This is a genomic window from Mucilaginibacter sp. P25 (assembly GCF_050859465.1).
Classification (GTDB): domain Bacteria; phylum Bacteroidota; class Bacteroidia; order Sphingobacteriales; family Sphingobacteriaceae; genus Mucilaginibacter; species Mucilaginibacter gossypii.
Window position 1 is genome coordinate 2,450,074 of the sequence record NZ_CP193937.1, and the last position, 13,939, is coordinate 2,464,012.

Here is a 13,939-nt window from a genome sequence, read left to right on the forward strand (position 1 = left end):
AAATGATCCCGCGCGACTTAAATACGCTTAAATACTTTCTCAAGGCAAAATTTAGTAATCAGCAAACCAAATCAAAGGCAAAAGAAGTTGCACACAAGCATTATGATATTGGCAACGACCTGTTTGAGTTGATGCTTGATAAGCGGATGATATACTCCTGTGCCTATTGGGAAACTGCACAAACATTGGATGAGGCCCAGGAAGCTAAGCTTGATCTGATTTGTCGTAAGTTAAAATTGGAACCAGGCATGAGCTTACTTGATATAGGCTGCGGATGGGGCGGCCTCCTTCAATATGCGGCCGAAAAGTATGGCGTAAAAGGGATAGGCGTAACCCTTTCAGAAGAGCAGGCCATTATTGCAAAGGAGATTAACAAAGGTTTGCCTGTGGAGATCAGGGTGCAGGATTATCGCGATGTACATGAAAAATTCGACAGGATAGTTTCTGTGGGGATGCTTGAACATGTTGGCTACCGTAATTATCGCATCTTTATGGAAAGGGTGAACGAAAATTTAGCAGATGACGGTATTTGCCTTCTTCATACCATAGGCGGTAATTACTCAACTAAAGTTACCGATCCCTGGATTGCAAAATACATATTTCCGAATGGTATGCTGCCATCTGCAGCACAACTCTCAACAGCATGGCAGGGCTTATTTATTTTGGAAGATTGGCATAACTTCGGCGTATATTACGACCGAACCTGTATGGAGTGGCGTAAAAAATTTGAGCAAAGCTGGCCGCAGCTTAACGTTAAATATGGTGATACCTTTTACCGCATGTGGCGCTACTATCTTAGTGCCAGCGCTGCATCCTTCCGCTCAAGAAAAAACCATTTATGGCATATTGTTTTAACCAAACCAAAGCATCTGGGATTGTACAAATCAATAAGATAAGCCCCTTCTTTTCATTAATCAAATAAATGACGTAAAAGTACGTATTCAATAAACGTGTTTTTACTTAATTGAAAATCAAGTATTTGGATTTACTTTATTGTATTTTAGGAATTTCCCAAATACTTACAATATGTTGCCATCACGTTTGAACAGGCCCCTGTATTTTTATAGGAAGCTTATCCCTGCTGTTTTAATCTCATTAATGCTGTGCAGTTGTTACACGGCCCGTGTCGAAACAAAGGCGCAGGCTGGGTCAGAGGTATCGCACCAGAATGTAAACTTCTTTTTTGGGGAGCTATCCAAAGCCCCAAGCGAATCGTTACTCCTATATGTGATTCCCTTGGCTCCAATGGTATGGCCGAAGTTACGGTGAAGAATAATTTCGGTTATTCCTTGCTTACTGTTGTAACCTTAGGTATCTGGAGCCCTGCAAGGGTAGAGTGGAAATGCGGTAAACCTTGCGCCAAAGATGGCGTAATCAAATAAGCGGCTATGAAAGTTATTAAAACAGGAGTCAGCAGTTGGGAAAACCGGCACGAAACTTTTACCGAGCAAATTAAAGATCTGTATGAATTAGGCAACGAAGACAATCTTGATGCCCTTGAAGGTTATAATGACGCTACCAAAGGGCTTCAAAACCTGATTAAAGAAGCTATTGAGACCGGTACCCCATTACGATCATTGGGCGCTGGCTGGTCGTGGACAAAAATAGCAACGGTTAAAGATGGTGTAATGCTGGATACAAAACCCCTTAACACCAGGTTTACTATTGCCGATACAGCCGTAAACCCTGCTTACACTGGCAACAAAGACCACCTGCTTTTTGCACAAAGTGGCAACGGTATTTGGGAACTCGGCGCATTTTTGAAAAACAGGGGCCTGTCACTCAAAACTTCCGGTGCCAGCAACGGGCAAACTATAGCTGGTGCAGTGAGTACAGGAACTCATGGCTCGGCGTTTGATTTTGGTGCCACACCAGATTTTGTAGTAGGGCTCCATATTGTGGTAAGTCCCGACAGGCACATTTGGTTGGAAAGAGCCTCCGCTCCCATTGTAGCGCAACGGTTTATGGATCTGCTGCAAACCGAGCTGGTACAGGATGATGAACTTTTCAATGCCGCATTGGTAAGTTTTGGGAGCTTCGGTATTATCCACGGCGTACTAATGGAAACAGAACCCCTGTTTTTGTTAGAAACTTATGTGCAACGGTTACCTTATGATGCCGAACTGCAGGGTATGATGGCAACACTTGATTTTAGCGATACCGATAAGCTGCCATGCGGTAACGAGCGCCCTTTCCATTTTTCGGTACTGCTTAATCCGTACGATCTGGATAAAGGGGCATTTGTAACCACTATGTATAAGCGCCCGTATCGTACCAACTATCAGCCCCCGGTTGATAACGCGGCGGGGATCGGCCCGGGAGATGATGCTGCCAGTTTTATAGGTACTATTACTGATGCTGTGCCCGCTTTAGTTCCGGTTGTAGTTACCAAGGTGTTAAATATCAGCATGACAACTAATACTGATCCTCATTTTGGTACGCTGGGCGAAATTTTTAGCAATACTACGTTAAGAGGAAAACTATTGAGCTCTGCCATCGGTTTCCCGGCAGAACTTTCGCCAAGGGTTGCCGATTTGATGTTGAAGATCAATAAAGATATCGGCCCTTTCAGCGGTGTATTTTCATTTAGGTTTGTTAAGCAAACCAAAGCCACATTGGGCTTTACCCGGTTTGAACATACCTGCATTATGGAGTTGGATGCACCACTATCAGACAAAGCTTATAACTTTTATACCCAGGTATGGCTGATGCTTGAGCATGAAAATATCCCCTTTACATTTCATTGGGGCAAGGCCAACGAAATTACCCCACAACGCATCCAAAGAATGTACGGCGATGCAGCTACCCGGTGGGTCAACGCCCGGAAAACCCTGCTCAATGCCGACTGCCAGAAAGTTTTTACCAATCAAATTACGCAGCAATGGGGGCTGGCCTGAAATATATTAACCGGAGAAACTATACAGCGTGGCTTAAAATCATAGTAAGTGGTCTGCTCTTTTTCTGTTCAGGCTTCTTGCAATCTAAAGCTCAAACCACTACACAGATCATCAATGAGATAAAGGCGATAAACAGCAAAGTGACTAACTATTCTAACAGCACAGGCCATGGGATGCTGATCTCTAATAAAAGCATGAATATCTTCCTGTCCAATAAGGTGAGCTCCTACCTCTCCGGTAATGAAGACCTTTCGTTGTATAAAAATTATGTTAATATCAACGCTGCGGAAGGGATGATCAGCATCAATCATAATTTTCACCAACCGGTTGATAGTGATGATTGGGTAAGGTCATTTGTAGTAGCAGGGGCGAGGGTAAATATAGCAAACGCGTATTCGGCAAAAAGTGCTAACAGGTATTATGATAATCAATTGGGTTTTACCATTCAAAAAACTTGGATGGGAAAGCCGAAAACTTATTACGCAGCCAATGGTGATTTTAAAAAGGAGATGGATGCAGCCCGGGCATTGATGGTAAATACAATCGCTCAAAGTATCAACAAAAAGGCCGAAGAGTTTGAGCAATCTCTTAACGCTTTGAAACAGGAGGAGGCGCCGGGACAAAATCTCAATGAGGTGAAAAGCAAACTTCGGGAAACCTTTTATGCTTCGCTCCGGGGAGATTATTTGCAACGGTTTTCCGAACAGCAATCAGAACTACTGGTAAATACAGGTAATTATGACCTGGTAACCGATAACTGGACAAGTCTGGGCGTTTATATCCCGGTTATCCCACAAAAATTTATGGTAAGCAATGATGTGAATGCACAGGTTAACAAACATTATAACTACCCGCTCGAATTATTTGTAAGTCATACTCGTTTCTGGGAAAGCCCTAAATTGGGCCGGTTCTTTTTAACCTTTGCCGGTAAAGGCTTTGTGAATAATACGGTACAAAGCGGTTCCTTATTTAGTGCTGATGTAACGGGAGCACAGGGAACAGATGGGATCAACACCGTCACCATAAATAAAGGTGACCGGTACATAGGCCAATATAAAAACTTTATAACACCCGTTGCGGCAGGTAAGTTAGTGTATATCCCCGGAACCTCGCATGTTGGCATTAGTTTCCGGATTGAAAAAAATTTGGGGACTTATAAAGCGCTCAACTCTATCATCGGCATCCCAATTGTTCTTATTGATAAAAAGGGAGTCACAGCCATAAATTTTGAAGCACAACTTTTGCTTCAGGACATCAATAATTCCTTAAAGAATACCCGACTGCCTTACAATAAAACAGCAATCGGGCTAACGGTAGGGATCCCGTTTAGTAAGATTGTATACTAAACAAGCTTACTCATCTCCTCCAAAACCGCTCTTTTCAAAGCCATGATATAACCGGTATGCAAACCATCATGAAATGGCAAAAAACGGATTGCTTCTTCTATATTGCTCAAGGTAACACCATAACGGGTGGTCATCGGTTGATAGTTTGAGAAAATACCTGTCTGGTAATCTTCCTCCATTTTATCAATAGTTGAAATAAGCAGCTCTTTAACCTCAGCAATATCATCGGCATTAATAAAACTTTGCGGCTTTGTTTCGGGACGGTAGGGGGTATAGTACTTGTCATCAACCACAATAGGTACGCCTGCACGTGTATAGCAAATACCTTGTTGTCCGGAAATCATATGCGCCAGGTTCCAGATCAGGTTGTTATTAAACCCTGCGGGGATGTGGTTAAGTTGTTCGGGGCTAAGATCTTTAACAACGTTTAACAGCATCAGGCGCGGTTTTTTGATAACCTCAAATTCTTGTTTCATTTTATATTGGATGGGTTAAGGCTTTCCAGCTGCGCTAAATTATGAAGATTGTGGTATGTTTTTCGTCAAATTATCACATCGCCGCTGCCAACGTTTTATGGCTTATATCTTTTATCATACCTTTGCCCATTCATTTACTCATCCATTTTAATGCAGGATACCTCTTTAAATAGCGCGCCGGTAAAATATAACAAGCCAATAATTTATTTTTTACTGTTGTGGGCTTTGCTAAATGCCGTACAGGCATTTACCCTGGAGATCCATGCGGATGAGGCCTACTACTGGGTTTACTCGCGTTTTTTAGACTGGGGATATTATGACCATCCGCCTATGGTGGCCGTTTTCATTAAAGCAGGTTACAGTCTCATACATAATGAATTTGGGGTGAGGCTCTTTACAGTGATGAGCACCACCGCATCTTTATACCTGATGTGGCTGATGCTAAAGCGCTATAGGGTTGATGCCATCAACTTTATACTGGTGGTTTCGGGCATCTTTGTATTCCATATTTATGGTTTTACCACCACACCTGATGCCCCTTTGCTGTTTTTCACGGTGCTGTTCCTGTATTTTTATCAGCAATATATTGAAGAGGACAGCTTAAAACTTGCCATTATATTGGGCGTGGTGATAGCCTGCCTGCTATATAGTAAGTACCATGGCATTTTGTTGGTTGCTTTCACGCTTGTATCTAATATAAAATTGCTTAAGCGAGGGTCTTTTTACGGAATTGTGCTGCTGGCGCTTGCTTTGTATGCACCGCATATCCTGTGGCAGGTAAACCACGATTATCCTTCAATAAGCTATCACCTTAGCGAGCGTTCGGCCGATGACTACCAGTTGGATAATACCTATTTATATCCATTGGGGCAGTTGATAATGGCCGGGCCGCTGATTGGCTGGTTCCTTTTTTATAAAGGATTTACAACCAAAATACAAGATGTTTTCACCCGCACCCTGCTCGTAAACAGCGCGGGCATTTTAGCATTCTTTTTCTCACCTCCTTTAAAGGTGAAGTACAGCTCCATTGGACACTGATTGCTTATGTGCCGTTGAGCATGCTGGTGCTCATCAGTTTTGCCAGGCCGGGAGGCAAACCTACCTGGTTTAACCGTTTGGCTGTTATAAACCTCAGCCTGATTTTGCTTGTTCGTATCTGTATTATCTGGGGGCCTCCGTTGTTGCTAAAGATCGATGCCATGAAAAGCTTTTTCGGCTTTAAGGATTGGGCTCATCAGATCCAGAAAAAGGCAGGCAATAATTATGTGATATTTTATGACGGTTTTCAGGATCCGTCCAAATACAATTTTTATAATAACACCACCCGTGGGCTTGCCTATGATTCACGCCATTATCGCCGTACCCAGTATGATATCTGGCCTATAGAAGACAGCATTCAGCATAAAAAAACTTATTATGTACTGGATGTTTGGTTGCCCGGTGTAACAACCGATTCCATTAACGTATTTGCCGGTAAATGGTATGGCGGTTGGGTCGACGATACGCGCACTTATCAGCGGGTTGAATTTGAAACACTTGCTCCCAAAGAAGCCGTTAGTCCGGGGCAAAAAATAGATTTCGACCTTACGGTTAAAAATCCTTATCCATTCGCCATTGATTTCAGTAATAAAAATCAAAAGCACCCTGTATTTTTTGAAGCCTGTTTCTTTAAAAAGACTGATCAGATCACTAATCAAAAGGCAGATGATTCATTCCATAACATTGCCCTAAAGCCGGGCGAAAGCACTCATTTTAAATTTAACGTAACAGCACCGGAGCAGCCTGGCAGATATCAACTCATTTTTTCATTGCGTACCGAACCATTTTTTGGCGGCCGTAACAGCAAGAGCATCAACATTACAGTAAAATAATAAATCGACTATGTTTAAACGGATATACCTTTTTGTCTTTTTTTCGATCATAACCACCACTGCAGCCCTTGCACAGGGTAGCCTTGATATCCATTTTAATGGCTTGGGTTTTATGGATAACCGGGAGTACAAAGATTTTGTTGCCCGCTCACGCACCTATTCGGGTGTGCGTACCGCGCTTGACCTGGGCTTGAATATCGATAGTGTGAACCACTTTATTGTAGGGGTTAACGGCATTCATGAGTTTGGTGCAAAACCATATTTTTTGAAAGTTAATCCAGTTGCTTATTACAGCTTTACCGGTAAAAACTGGCTGTTCAATGCCGGTGCTTTCCCGCGCGAGGGTTTGCTGGATGATTATCCACGGGCTCTACTGAACGATACTTTGCGCTACTATCGCCCCAATGTTGAGGGTTTGCTTACTCGTTTTCATAATGCCCACTTTACCGAAACTGCCTGGATTGACTGGGTAAGCCGCCAAACCGTTACCGATCGTGAGCAGTTCCTGTTCGGTTTTTCGGGTAAATACCGACCAAGCTTAACCGGGCCCTTTTATGTTTCGCACTATTTTTTGCTGATGCATGATGCAGGGGCTGAGGTGCTTTTACCAAACGACCACATCCAGGATAATGGCGGCGGACAAATAAGATTAGGGCTCGACTTAAGTCATAAAACCATTTTAGATTCGTTATCTATTGAAGCAGGCGGCATGATGTCGTTTGAGCGGGTTAGGGGTGTTGATGGTTTTCATAAACCCGCCGGCTTTGTAGCTAATGCTTATTTAAGCTGGAAACGTTTTGCCCTATTTGACGAGATTTTACAAAGGCCAGGGCAGCCATATTATTTACGGCGACGCGTTTTTTGAAAAGAAAACTTATAACCGTTTAGATATTATTTACACGCCGTTTTTATACAAGCGTGTAAAGGGACAGTTTATATTAAGCCTGCACCAAACACCGGGATACAGCAGCAACCAGGAAGCCTTCAGGGTAACGGTTGATCTGGGCCGCCAAACCCTGGTAAGGTTTAAGGATTAGTAAAGCTATGCGTAGAGACGCAGCACATGCGTCTCTACTTTAATAAAACGACAGATCCTGCAAATTTCTGTCGCAAAAAGAGACGCATGTAATGCGTCTCTACAATAAATGTTAACCTTTATAACACACATATATCATCCATGCAATTAAAAAAACAACTATTAATTTTCGCAGTACTACTGCTCGCGGCACCTGCAAGGCTGCTTGCGCAAGACAACCAGTTTTCGGGCTGGGCGGCTATTTTTCACAGCCAAAAATTATCCGAACATTGGGGTTATTCGTTCGACGGACAATTGCGCTCGCATGATGAAGTAAGTTACCTAAAGCATATCCTGCTCCGTCCTTCGGCTAATTATTATTTTGCCAAAAACAAGGTAGGGGCCTTGGGTTATGCCTACATAGCTACCTATGGCCGAACTCCAAGTAACGAAACAACATTTCGCCCGGAGCACCGCATTTGGCAGCAGTACACATATACCCATAAGCTTACCAAACATGTGCAATTGGCACATCGTTTTAGGTTAGAGCAGCGCTTTTTAGGGAACACTGCCGATAATAAAAACGATCGGTATTTTGCCCAGCGTTTCAGGTATTTTGCCCGTGCAGTGATCCCGATGAAACCGGATTCGGATGTATTTACAGAAGGTACTTTCCTCGCCCTGCAAAACGAGGCCTTTGTAAACGTTCAAAATAAGAATAAAGTTAATAAACACTTTTTTGATCAAAACCGTGCTTACGTAGCGGTTGGCTACCGCTTTAGCAAATCATTTGACGCCGAAGCTGGTTATCTTAATCAATACATTAAACAAGCCGATGCCTATGTGGTAAACCATGTAGCACAGCTGGCTTTTTATACAAGGTTTTAATAACTAAGCGATTTCTAAGGCTCCCCTCTTAAGAGTAATAGCCCATGAAAAGGCAGGAATAATTTGTATATTTATGATAATGAATATCATAGAGACGATTAAGCGTTTTCCAGATCAGTCCAGTTGCATAGACTATCTTGAAGGATTAAGATGGCAAGGATTGCCAGAATGCCCGTATTGCAACAGCAAACGGAGCAGCAAGCGCCAGGAAAGCCAACGGCATATTTGCAATAGCTGTAACCGCAGCTATAGCGTTTTGGTCGGCACTGTTTTCGAGGGCACCAAACTTCCTTTGCCGCAATGGTTTTTGGCTATTTCATTAATGCTGAATGCGAAAAAGGGGTTATCTGCACGTCAGTTAAGCAGGGATCTGGGATGCAATCGTAAGACAGGCTGGTATTTGCAGATGCGGATACGGGAAGCCATGCGGGACGGCGGGGATGGCGGTTTGTTTAAGGGTATTGTTGAGGTAGATGAGACTTATTTAGGTGGTAAAAAAGCCAATCACTCAAAGAAAAAGCGGCAGGAAAGGCGCGATAATAATTTGCAGGTCACCGGCATGCAGGATAAACAGCCCGTGATTGGGTTATTGGAGCGGGATGGCCGTCTAAAGCTTCAGGTCATAGATAAGGCACATGGGAAAACGCTCAAACCCATTGTTGAACAATCAGTGAGCACAGATGCTACTATTGTAACGGACGGCTTTGGTGGATATGCCGGTTTAAATAAAATATTCCGTGAACATCAGGTATTAAACAAGGAAAAAGAAGAGTATGCCCGGGGAGAGTATCACACCAATACGATTGAGGGCTTTTGGACATTGTTAAAACGGGGGATATATGGTCAATACCATAAAGTATCGCTCAGACATTTGCAATCATACCTGAATGAGTTCACATTTAAATATAACAATAGAGGCAATAACCAGGTGTTTAACTTTTTAATTAACAAAATGGCTACTGCCTCTTGATGGGCTATTACTCTCTTGAGAGGGGGTGCGGAGGAATGAGCGGTAGCAGGGGGGCTGCTGTAGACTTATCAAAGCAGAAACACACCCCTTCGCCCCTCTCAAGAGTAATAGCCCATGAAAAGGCAGGAATAATTTGTATATTTATGATAATGAATATCATAGAGACGATTAAGCGTTTTCCAGATCAGTCCAGTTGCATAGACTATCTTGAAGGATTAAGATGGCAAGGATTGCCAGAATGCCCGTATTGCAACAGCAAACGGAGCAGCAAGCGCCAGGAAAGCCAACGGCATATTTGCAATAGCTGTAACCGCAGCTATAGCGTTTTGGTCGGCACTGTTTTCGAGGGCACCAAACTTCCTTTGCCGCAATGGTTTTTGGCTATTTCATTAATGCTGAATGCGAAAAAGGGGTTATCTGCACGTCAGTTAAGCAGGGATCTGGGATGCAATCGTAAGACAGGCTGGTATTTGCAGATGCGGATACGGGAAGCCATGCGGGACGGCGGGGATGGCGGTTTGTTTAAGGGTATTGTTGAGGTAGATGAGACTTATTTAGGTGGTAAAAAAGCCAATCACTCAAAGAAAAAGCGGCAGGAAAGGCGCGATAATAATTTGCAGGTCACCGGCATGCAGGATAAACAGCCCGTGATTGGGTTATTGGAGCGGGATGGCCGTCTAAAGCTTCAGGTCATAGATAAGGCACATGGGAAAACGCTCAAACCCATTGTTGAACAATCAGTGAGCACAGATGCTACTATTGTAACGGACGGCTTTGGTGGATATGCCGGTTTAAATAAAATATTCCGTGAACATCAGGTATTAAACAAGGAAAAAGAAGAGTATGCCCGGGGAGAGTATCACACCAATACGATTGAGGGCTTTTGGACATTGTTAAAACGGGGGATATATGGTCAATACCATAAAGTATCGCTCAGACATTTGCAATCATACCTGAATGAGTTCACATTTAAATATAACAATAGAGGCAATAACCAGGTGTTTAACTTTTTAATTAACAAAATGGCTACTGCCTCTTGATGGGCTATTACTCTCTCAAGAGGGGAATCGCGCAATCCCCAGCTTTTTAGAATCTTACTTCCAAACAAAAACCCTTGCCAATATCACTGGCAAGGGTTTTTTGTTTGGAGATTATATCGAGTTAAAATGATTACTTCTTCGCCTGTGCTATTAGCTCATTATTTAACCGTACGTACTCATCTGTTTTCATATCGGCAGCCATTTTTGCACCTTCCTGGGCTGTAGCTATTGCTGCGGCTTTATCACCTTTTTTCAATAAGATCCGAGCTTTCCATAGTTTAGGCACAAATGGCGGAAAGTTTTTGTCTTTTTCCAGTTCGGTTGCCCAGGCTAAGGCCTTGTCCATATCTTTATTATTGTTATAGTAATAGATCAAAGCTTCATAGTATGGCTTTTTATCTGTATTCATGGCCGAGTCGATCTTGGCCATTACCTTGACATCGATATCGGTGGTCATGTGAATTGTGAAGCCACTGTGCTCCCACATCATCTGTAAATCGCAGGTGGTTGCTGCAACATTGCTGAATGCGAGGGTCATGGTTTCTGTTAAAGCCTTAAGGTGTTCTGTTTTTACTTTGAAACGCAAAAAATCATCAGCTTCCTTATAGTTATAGGCGCCCCATTGCTTTGGTTGTTTGCTGAGGATGATGGTCCACTCGTTTTCGCCGGGGATGCTGAACAGCCCATACTCGCCCGCCGGGATATTGTTGCCTTCCATGCTTACCTCATCGGTAAATTTAATTACCGTGGCCGAATTGGCCCCCGTGCGCCAAACTTTTCCGTAAGGTTCCATACCTCCAAATATTTTACGGCCTCTTACATCCGGACGGGAGTAAACAAGACTGATTTTTCCGAGGCCAAAATCCTGCACAATACTTTGCGTTGAACTGGGTTGCGGCGTTAACTGCGCATAAACATTTACCGCAGTGAAGATCATCGTGGTGATGATACAGGTAAATAACTTTTTCATGATTTACGGTTTTAATGGTGGTGGAATATAAAACGCTGTGTTAGAATTGGTGTGCTACTTTTTATCTGCGGTAAATGTACCCGCGTCAACGTCCTTTAAAAAAGTGATGAGGTTTTTGAAATAATTTTGCTGATCATCATACATGCTCATGTGGCTGCCGTTGGGGCATAAATAGGTGCGGCTGTTGGGTAATAAACGGCCTTCCTTTTTCATGTCTTCGGGGTTCATTTCATCGTGTACGCCGCCTAAAACAAGGGTAGGCGTTTTTATATTCTGCAGTTTGTCCCAAAATTCCCATCCTTTAAAATTGCCGGTTACGTGAAACTCGTCAACACCCTGCATTTGTATGTATATGGTATGATTCGCTTTTTTGAAGGCACGCCATAAAGGTTCGGGCCAATTCTCTAATGGAAGCCTGCAGATCACCTGGGTATATAGCTTATTCATCAGCAAGTCGTTGTATTGAGGCGAGTCGTATTGTTTAAGCCTGTCTAATGAATCAAATACAGTGATATCACGCGGCGTAAAAAACTTCTTCTTCAACTCAGCGGCATAGGCAACATAGCCTTTAATGCCGGCTGTCATGTTTGATAATACCGCCCCTTTAACGTGCGACTGGTATTTGTGCAGGTATTCCATAGCCAGCATACCGCCCCATGAATGTCCGAGTATGTAAAAATTATCAAGCCCTAAGCCCTTGCGCACTTCTTCAACCTCTTCAACATAACGTGGAATGTTCCATAATGAGGTATCGGCAGGCGCATCCGAATTACCACAGCCAAGCTGATCATAATAATAAAACTCAATGCCCTCCTTCGGCAAAAAATCCTCAAAGCATTCCATATAGTCATGTGAAAAACCCGGACCGCCATGCAGCAGTAACACTTTTATTTTACCGTCGCCAACTTTTTCTGTCCATACGTTATATTTACCGGCAACTTTAATGAGCTTATTCCCGCCGGTTTTTATTGCGTAAGGAGTGTTTGATGATTCAGTTGCGGTATCTGCCGCTGGTTTTGACGGATTATTGCATGCGCAAAAGCAGGCAGCAATCAGGATGAAGAATGGTTTTTTCATGTTAGCGATAGGAATGGTGGAGGTGATTATTAGATAAAGATAATAAGAAGCTAACTAAATTAGCTTCATTGGATATACAAAAAAAGCGTCATTGCCTTGTTAAAGGCAATGACGCTTTTTTTGAGTATTTATAGTGTATCACACCAAATACTCAAACAGAGTTTGATCTTTATTAAGTTCAATAACATTGAAACGGTGCGCATGCATGCGTTGCAGCAAAGCCGGATAGTCTTCTGCATTTTTTAGCTCGATACCAACCAGTGCAGGGCCGTTTTCTTTTTCATTCTTTTTAATGAATTCGAAACGGGTAATATCATCACCGGGACCTAATACACTGTTCACAAACAGTTTCAATGCCCCCGGACGCTGCGGGAAACGAACAATGAAGTAATGTTTCAGGCCTTCGTACAGTAATGATTTTTCTTTGATCTCCTGCATACGGGCAATATCGTTATTACCACCGCTGATGATACAAACTACCTTTTTGCCTTTGATCTGCTCTTTACAGGCATCAAGTGCGGCTACTGATAACGCTCCTGCGGGTTCAACCACAATAGCATCTTCGTTGTAAAGTTTCAGTATGGTGGTACAAATTTTACCTTCAGGTACCAGCAGCATATCATCCAGGATATCTTTGCAGATATCATAAGTTAATGCGCCAACGCGTTTAACAGCGGCGCCATCAACAAAGCGGTCTATTTCATCTAATGTAATGGGTTTACCATGGTTTATGGCGCCCAGCATTGATGGGGCACCTTCAGGCTCAACGCCTATCAGATGGATGTTTGGAACATTGTTTTTAAGATAAGTACCTGTTCCAGATGCAAAGCCACCACCGCCGATAGGCATAATCGCTACTTCAATATCCGGAAGGTCCTGTAGTATTTCAACGCCTACGGTTCCCTGGCCTTCAATAACGCGGTAGTCATCGAAAGGAGGGATGAAGGTCATCTGGTTTTTTTCGGTGTAGGCGAGGGCCTCAGCCAAGCAATCGTCAAACGTATCACCGGTAAGAACAATCTCTATATTGCCGTTCCCAAACATGGCGGTTTGTTTAACTTTTTGTTTGGGGGTAATTTCGGGCATAAAAATTACGCCTTTGATATTCCTTTTATTGCACGAAAAGGCTACGCCTTGGGCATGGTTGCCCGCGCTGGCGCAAACCACACCGCGGATCAACTCATCATCATTTAACTGACTGATCATGTTGTATGCGCCGCGCAACTTATATGAGCGAACAACCTGCAGGTCTTCGCGTTTTAAATAAACCTCACACTCGTATTTTGCCGAAAGACCGGCGTTATATTGCAGCGGGGTACGTTTCACAACGTCTTTTATCCGCTGGTATGCCGCTTCGAAATTAAGCTGGCTTTTTGTATCAGTTTCCAT

General features: G+C 43.1%; 15 protein-coding genes. 11 read left to right on the top strand and 4 right to left on the bottom strand.

Annotated features, from left to right (window positions below; translation table 11 throughout):
* The first annotated feature begins 2 nt into the window (after positions 1 to 2).
* From cfa to ACRQ5D_RS12775, 4 genes are all read left to right on the top strand, one after another.
* Positions 3 to 896: a cyclopropane fatty acyl phospholipid synthase gene (gene cfa / locus ACRQ5D_RS12760; protein ID WP_432329132.1), complete on the top strand. Its 894-nt coding sequence runs from the start codon at positions 3 to 5 to the stop codon at positions 894 to 896.
* A gap of 207 nt (positions 897 to 1,103) precedes the next feature.
* Positions 1,104 to 1,382 (top strand): Bor/Iss family lipoprotein, encoded by a 279-nt coding sequence (locus ACRQ5D_RS12765; protein ID WP_431199764.1) that lies wholly within the window; start codon positions 1,104 to 1,106, stop codon positions 1,380 to 1,382.
* A 6-nt stretch (positions 1,383 to 1,388) separates the two neighbouring features.
* Positions 1,389 to 2,897 (top strand): FAD-binding protein, encoded by a 1,509-nt coding sequence (locus ACRQ5D_RS12770; protein ID WP_091174702.1) that lies wholly within the window; start codon positions 1,389 to 1,391, stop codon positions 2,895 to 2,897.
* On the top strand, positions 2,882 to 4,243 hold the full coding sequence (locus ACRQ5D_RS12775) for a hypothetical protein (protein ID WP_091174705.1): 1,362 nt from the start codon (positions 2,882 to 2,884) through the stop codon (positions 4,241 to 4,243). The genes ACRQ5D_RS12770 and ACRQ5D_RS12775 overlap by 16 nt, the downstream gene beginning before the upstream one ends.
* Here the strand turns inward: ACRQ5D_RS12775 and ACRQ5D_RS12780 are convergent.
* Positions 4,240 to 4,719, bottom strand: coding sequence for a DinB family protein (locus tag ACRQ5D_RS12780; protein ID WP_091174707.1), 480 nt, complete (start codon positions 4,717 to 4,719; stop codon positions 4,240 to 4,242). The genes ACRQ5D_RS12775 and ACRQ5D_RS12780 overlap by 4 nt on opposite strands.
* Positions 4,720 to 4,869: 150 nt before the next feature.
* Between ACRQ5D_RS12780 and ACRQ5D_RS12785 the strand changes: the two genes are divergently transcribed.
* The 7 genes from ACRQ5D_RS12785 to ACRQ5D_RS12815 all read left to right on the top strand — a co-directional run bounded on the left by ACRQ5D_RS12785 (position 4,870) and on the right by ACRQ5D_RS12815 (position 10,503).
* On the top strand, positions 4,870 to 5,757 hold the full coding sequence (locus ACRQ5D_RS12785) for an ArnT family glycosyltransferase (protein ID WP_432329135.1): 888 nt from the start codon (positions 4,870 to 4,872) through the stop codon (positions 5,755 to 5,757).
* 20 nt (positions 5,758 to 5,777) lie between these two features.
* On the top strand, positions 5,778 to 6,590 hold the full coding sequence (locus ACRQ5D_RS12790; protein ID WP_432329136.1) for a hypothetical protein: 813 nt from the start codon (positions 5,778 to 5,780) through the stop codon (positions 6,588 to 6,590).
* A 10-nt stretch (positions 6,591 to 6,600) separates the two neighbouring features.
* A complete protein-coding gene (locus tag ACRQ5D_RS12795; RefSeq protein WP_432329138.1) occupies positions 6,601 to 7,455 on the top strand; it encodes a hypothetical protein in 855 nt (284 codons plus the stop codon).
* Complete coding sequence (locus ACRQ5D_RS12800) at positions 7,397 to 7,627, top strand: hypothetical protein (RefSeq protein WP_432329140.1); 231 nt, start codon at positions 7,397 to 7,399, stop codon at positions 7,625 to 7,627. The genes ACRQ5D_RS12795 and ACRQ5D_RS12800 overlap by 59 nt, the downstream gene beginning before the upstream one ends.
* Before the next feature lie 140 nt (positions 7,628 to 7,767).
* Positions 7,768 to 8,493, top strand: a complete 726-nt coding sequence (locus ACRQ5D_RS12805; RefSeq protein WP_091174713.1) for a DUF2490 domain-containing protein — start codon at positions 7,768 to 7,770, stop codon at positions 8,491 to 8,493.
* Positions 8,494 to 8,572: 79 nt separating this feature from the next.
* Positions 8,573 to 9,463: an IS1595 family transposase gene (locus ACRQ5D_RS12810; protein WP_189549506.1), complete on the top strand. Its 891-nt coding sequence runs from the start codon at positions 8,573 to 8,575 to the stop codon at positions 9,461 to 9,463.
* A 149-nt stretch (positions 9,464 to 9,612) separates the two neighbouring features.
* The gene (locus ACRQ5D_RS12815; protein WP_189549506.1) at positions 9,613 to 10,503 is read left to right on the top strand and encodes an IS1595 family transposase; all 891 of its coding nucleotides are present in this window, start codon (positions 9,613 to 9,615) and stop codon (positions 10,501 to 10,503) included.
* Positions 10,504 to 10,633: 130 nt separating this feature from the next.
* Here the strand turns inward: ACRQ5D_RS12815 and ACRQ5D_RS12820 are convergent, their stop codons facing one another.
* From ACRQ5D_RS12820 to ilvA, 3 genes are all read right to left on the bottom strand, one after another.
* Positions 10,634 to 11,473, bottom strand: a complete 840-nt coding sequence (locus tag ACRQ5D_RS12820; protein WP_091174089.1) for a DUF2911 domain-containing protein — start codon at positions 11,471 to 11,473, stop codon at positions 10,634 to 10,636.
* Positions 11,474 to 11,527: 54 nt separating this feature from the next.
* Positions 11,528 to 12,550 carry a proline iminopeptidase-family hydrolase gene (locus tag ACRQ5D_RS12825; protein ID WP_432329142.1) on the bottom strand — a complete coding sequence of 341 codons (1,023 nt, stop codon included), beginning with the start codon at positions 12,548 to 12,550 and terminating at the stop codon, positions 11,528 to 11,530.
* 138 nt (positions 12,551 to 12,688) lie between these two features.
* Complete coding sequence (gene ilvA / locus ACRQ5D_RS12830; protein ID WP_091174084.1) at positions 12,689 to 13,939, bottom strand: threonine ammonia-lyase IlvA; 1,251 nt, start codon at positions 13,937 to 13,939, stop codon at positions 12,689 to 12,691.

Bases quoted from the DNA above. Each gene is read 5' to 3' on its own strand.
- cfa (WP_432329132.1), top strand. From the start codon at position 3: ATGATCCCGCGCGACTTAAATACGCTTAAATACTTTCTCAAGGCAAAA.
- ACRQ5D_RS12770 (WP_091174702.1), top strand. From the start codon at position 1,389: ATGAAAGTTATTAAAACAGGAGTCAGCAGTTGGGAAAACCGGCACGAA.
- ACRQ5D_RS12775 (WP_091174705.1), top strand. From the start codon at position 2,882: ATGGGGGCTGGCCTGAAATATATTAACCGGAGAAACTATACAGCGTGG.
- ACRQ5D_RS12780 (WP_091174707.1), bottom strand. From the start codon at position 4,719: ATGAAACAAGAATTTGAGGTTATCAAAAAACCGCGCCTGATGCTGTTA.
- ACRQ5D_RS12785 (WP_432329135.1), top strand. From the start codon at position 4,870: ATGCAGGATACCTCTTTAAATAGCGCGCCGGTAAAATATAACAAGCCA.
- ACRQ5D_RS12790 (WP_432329136.1), top strand. From the start codon at position 5,778: ATGCTGGTGCTCATCAGTTTTGCCAGGCCGGGAGGCAAACCTACCTGG.
- ACRQ5D_RS12795 (WP_432329138.1), top strand. From the start codon at position 6,601: ATGTTTAAACGGATATACCTTTTTGTCTTTTTTTCGATCATAACCACC.
- ACRQ5D_RS12805 (WP_091174713.1), top strand. From the start codon at position 7,768: ATGCAATTAAAAAAACAACTATTAATTTTCGCAGTACTACTGCTCGCG.
- ACRQ5D_RS12810 (WP_189549506.1), top strand. From the start codon at position 8,573: ATGAATATCATAGAGACGATTAAGCGTTTTCCAGATCAGTCCAGTTGC.
- ACRQ5D_RS12815 (WP_189549506.1), top strand. From the start codon at position 9,613: ATGAATATCATAGAGACGATTAAGCGTTTTCCAGATCAGTCCAGTTGC.
- ACRQ5D_RS12820 (WP_091174089.1), bottom strand. From the start codon at position 11,473: ATGAAAAAGTTATTTACCTGTATCATCACCACGATGATCTTCACTGCG.
- ACRQ5D_RS12825 (WP_432329142.1), bottom strand. From the start codon at position 12,550: ATGAAAAAACCATTCTTCATCCTGATTGCTGCCTGCTTTTGCGCATGC.
- ilvA (WP_091174084.1), bottom strand. From the start codon at position 13,939: ATGGAAACTGATACAAAAAGCCAGCTTAATTTCGAAGCGGCATACCAG.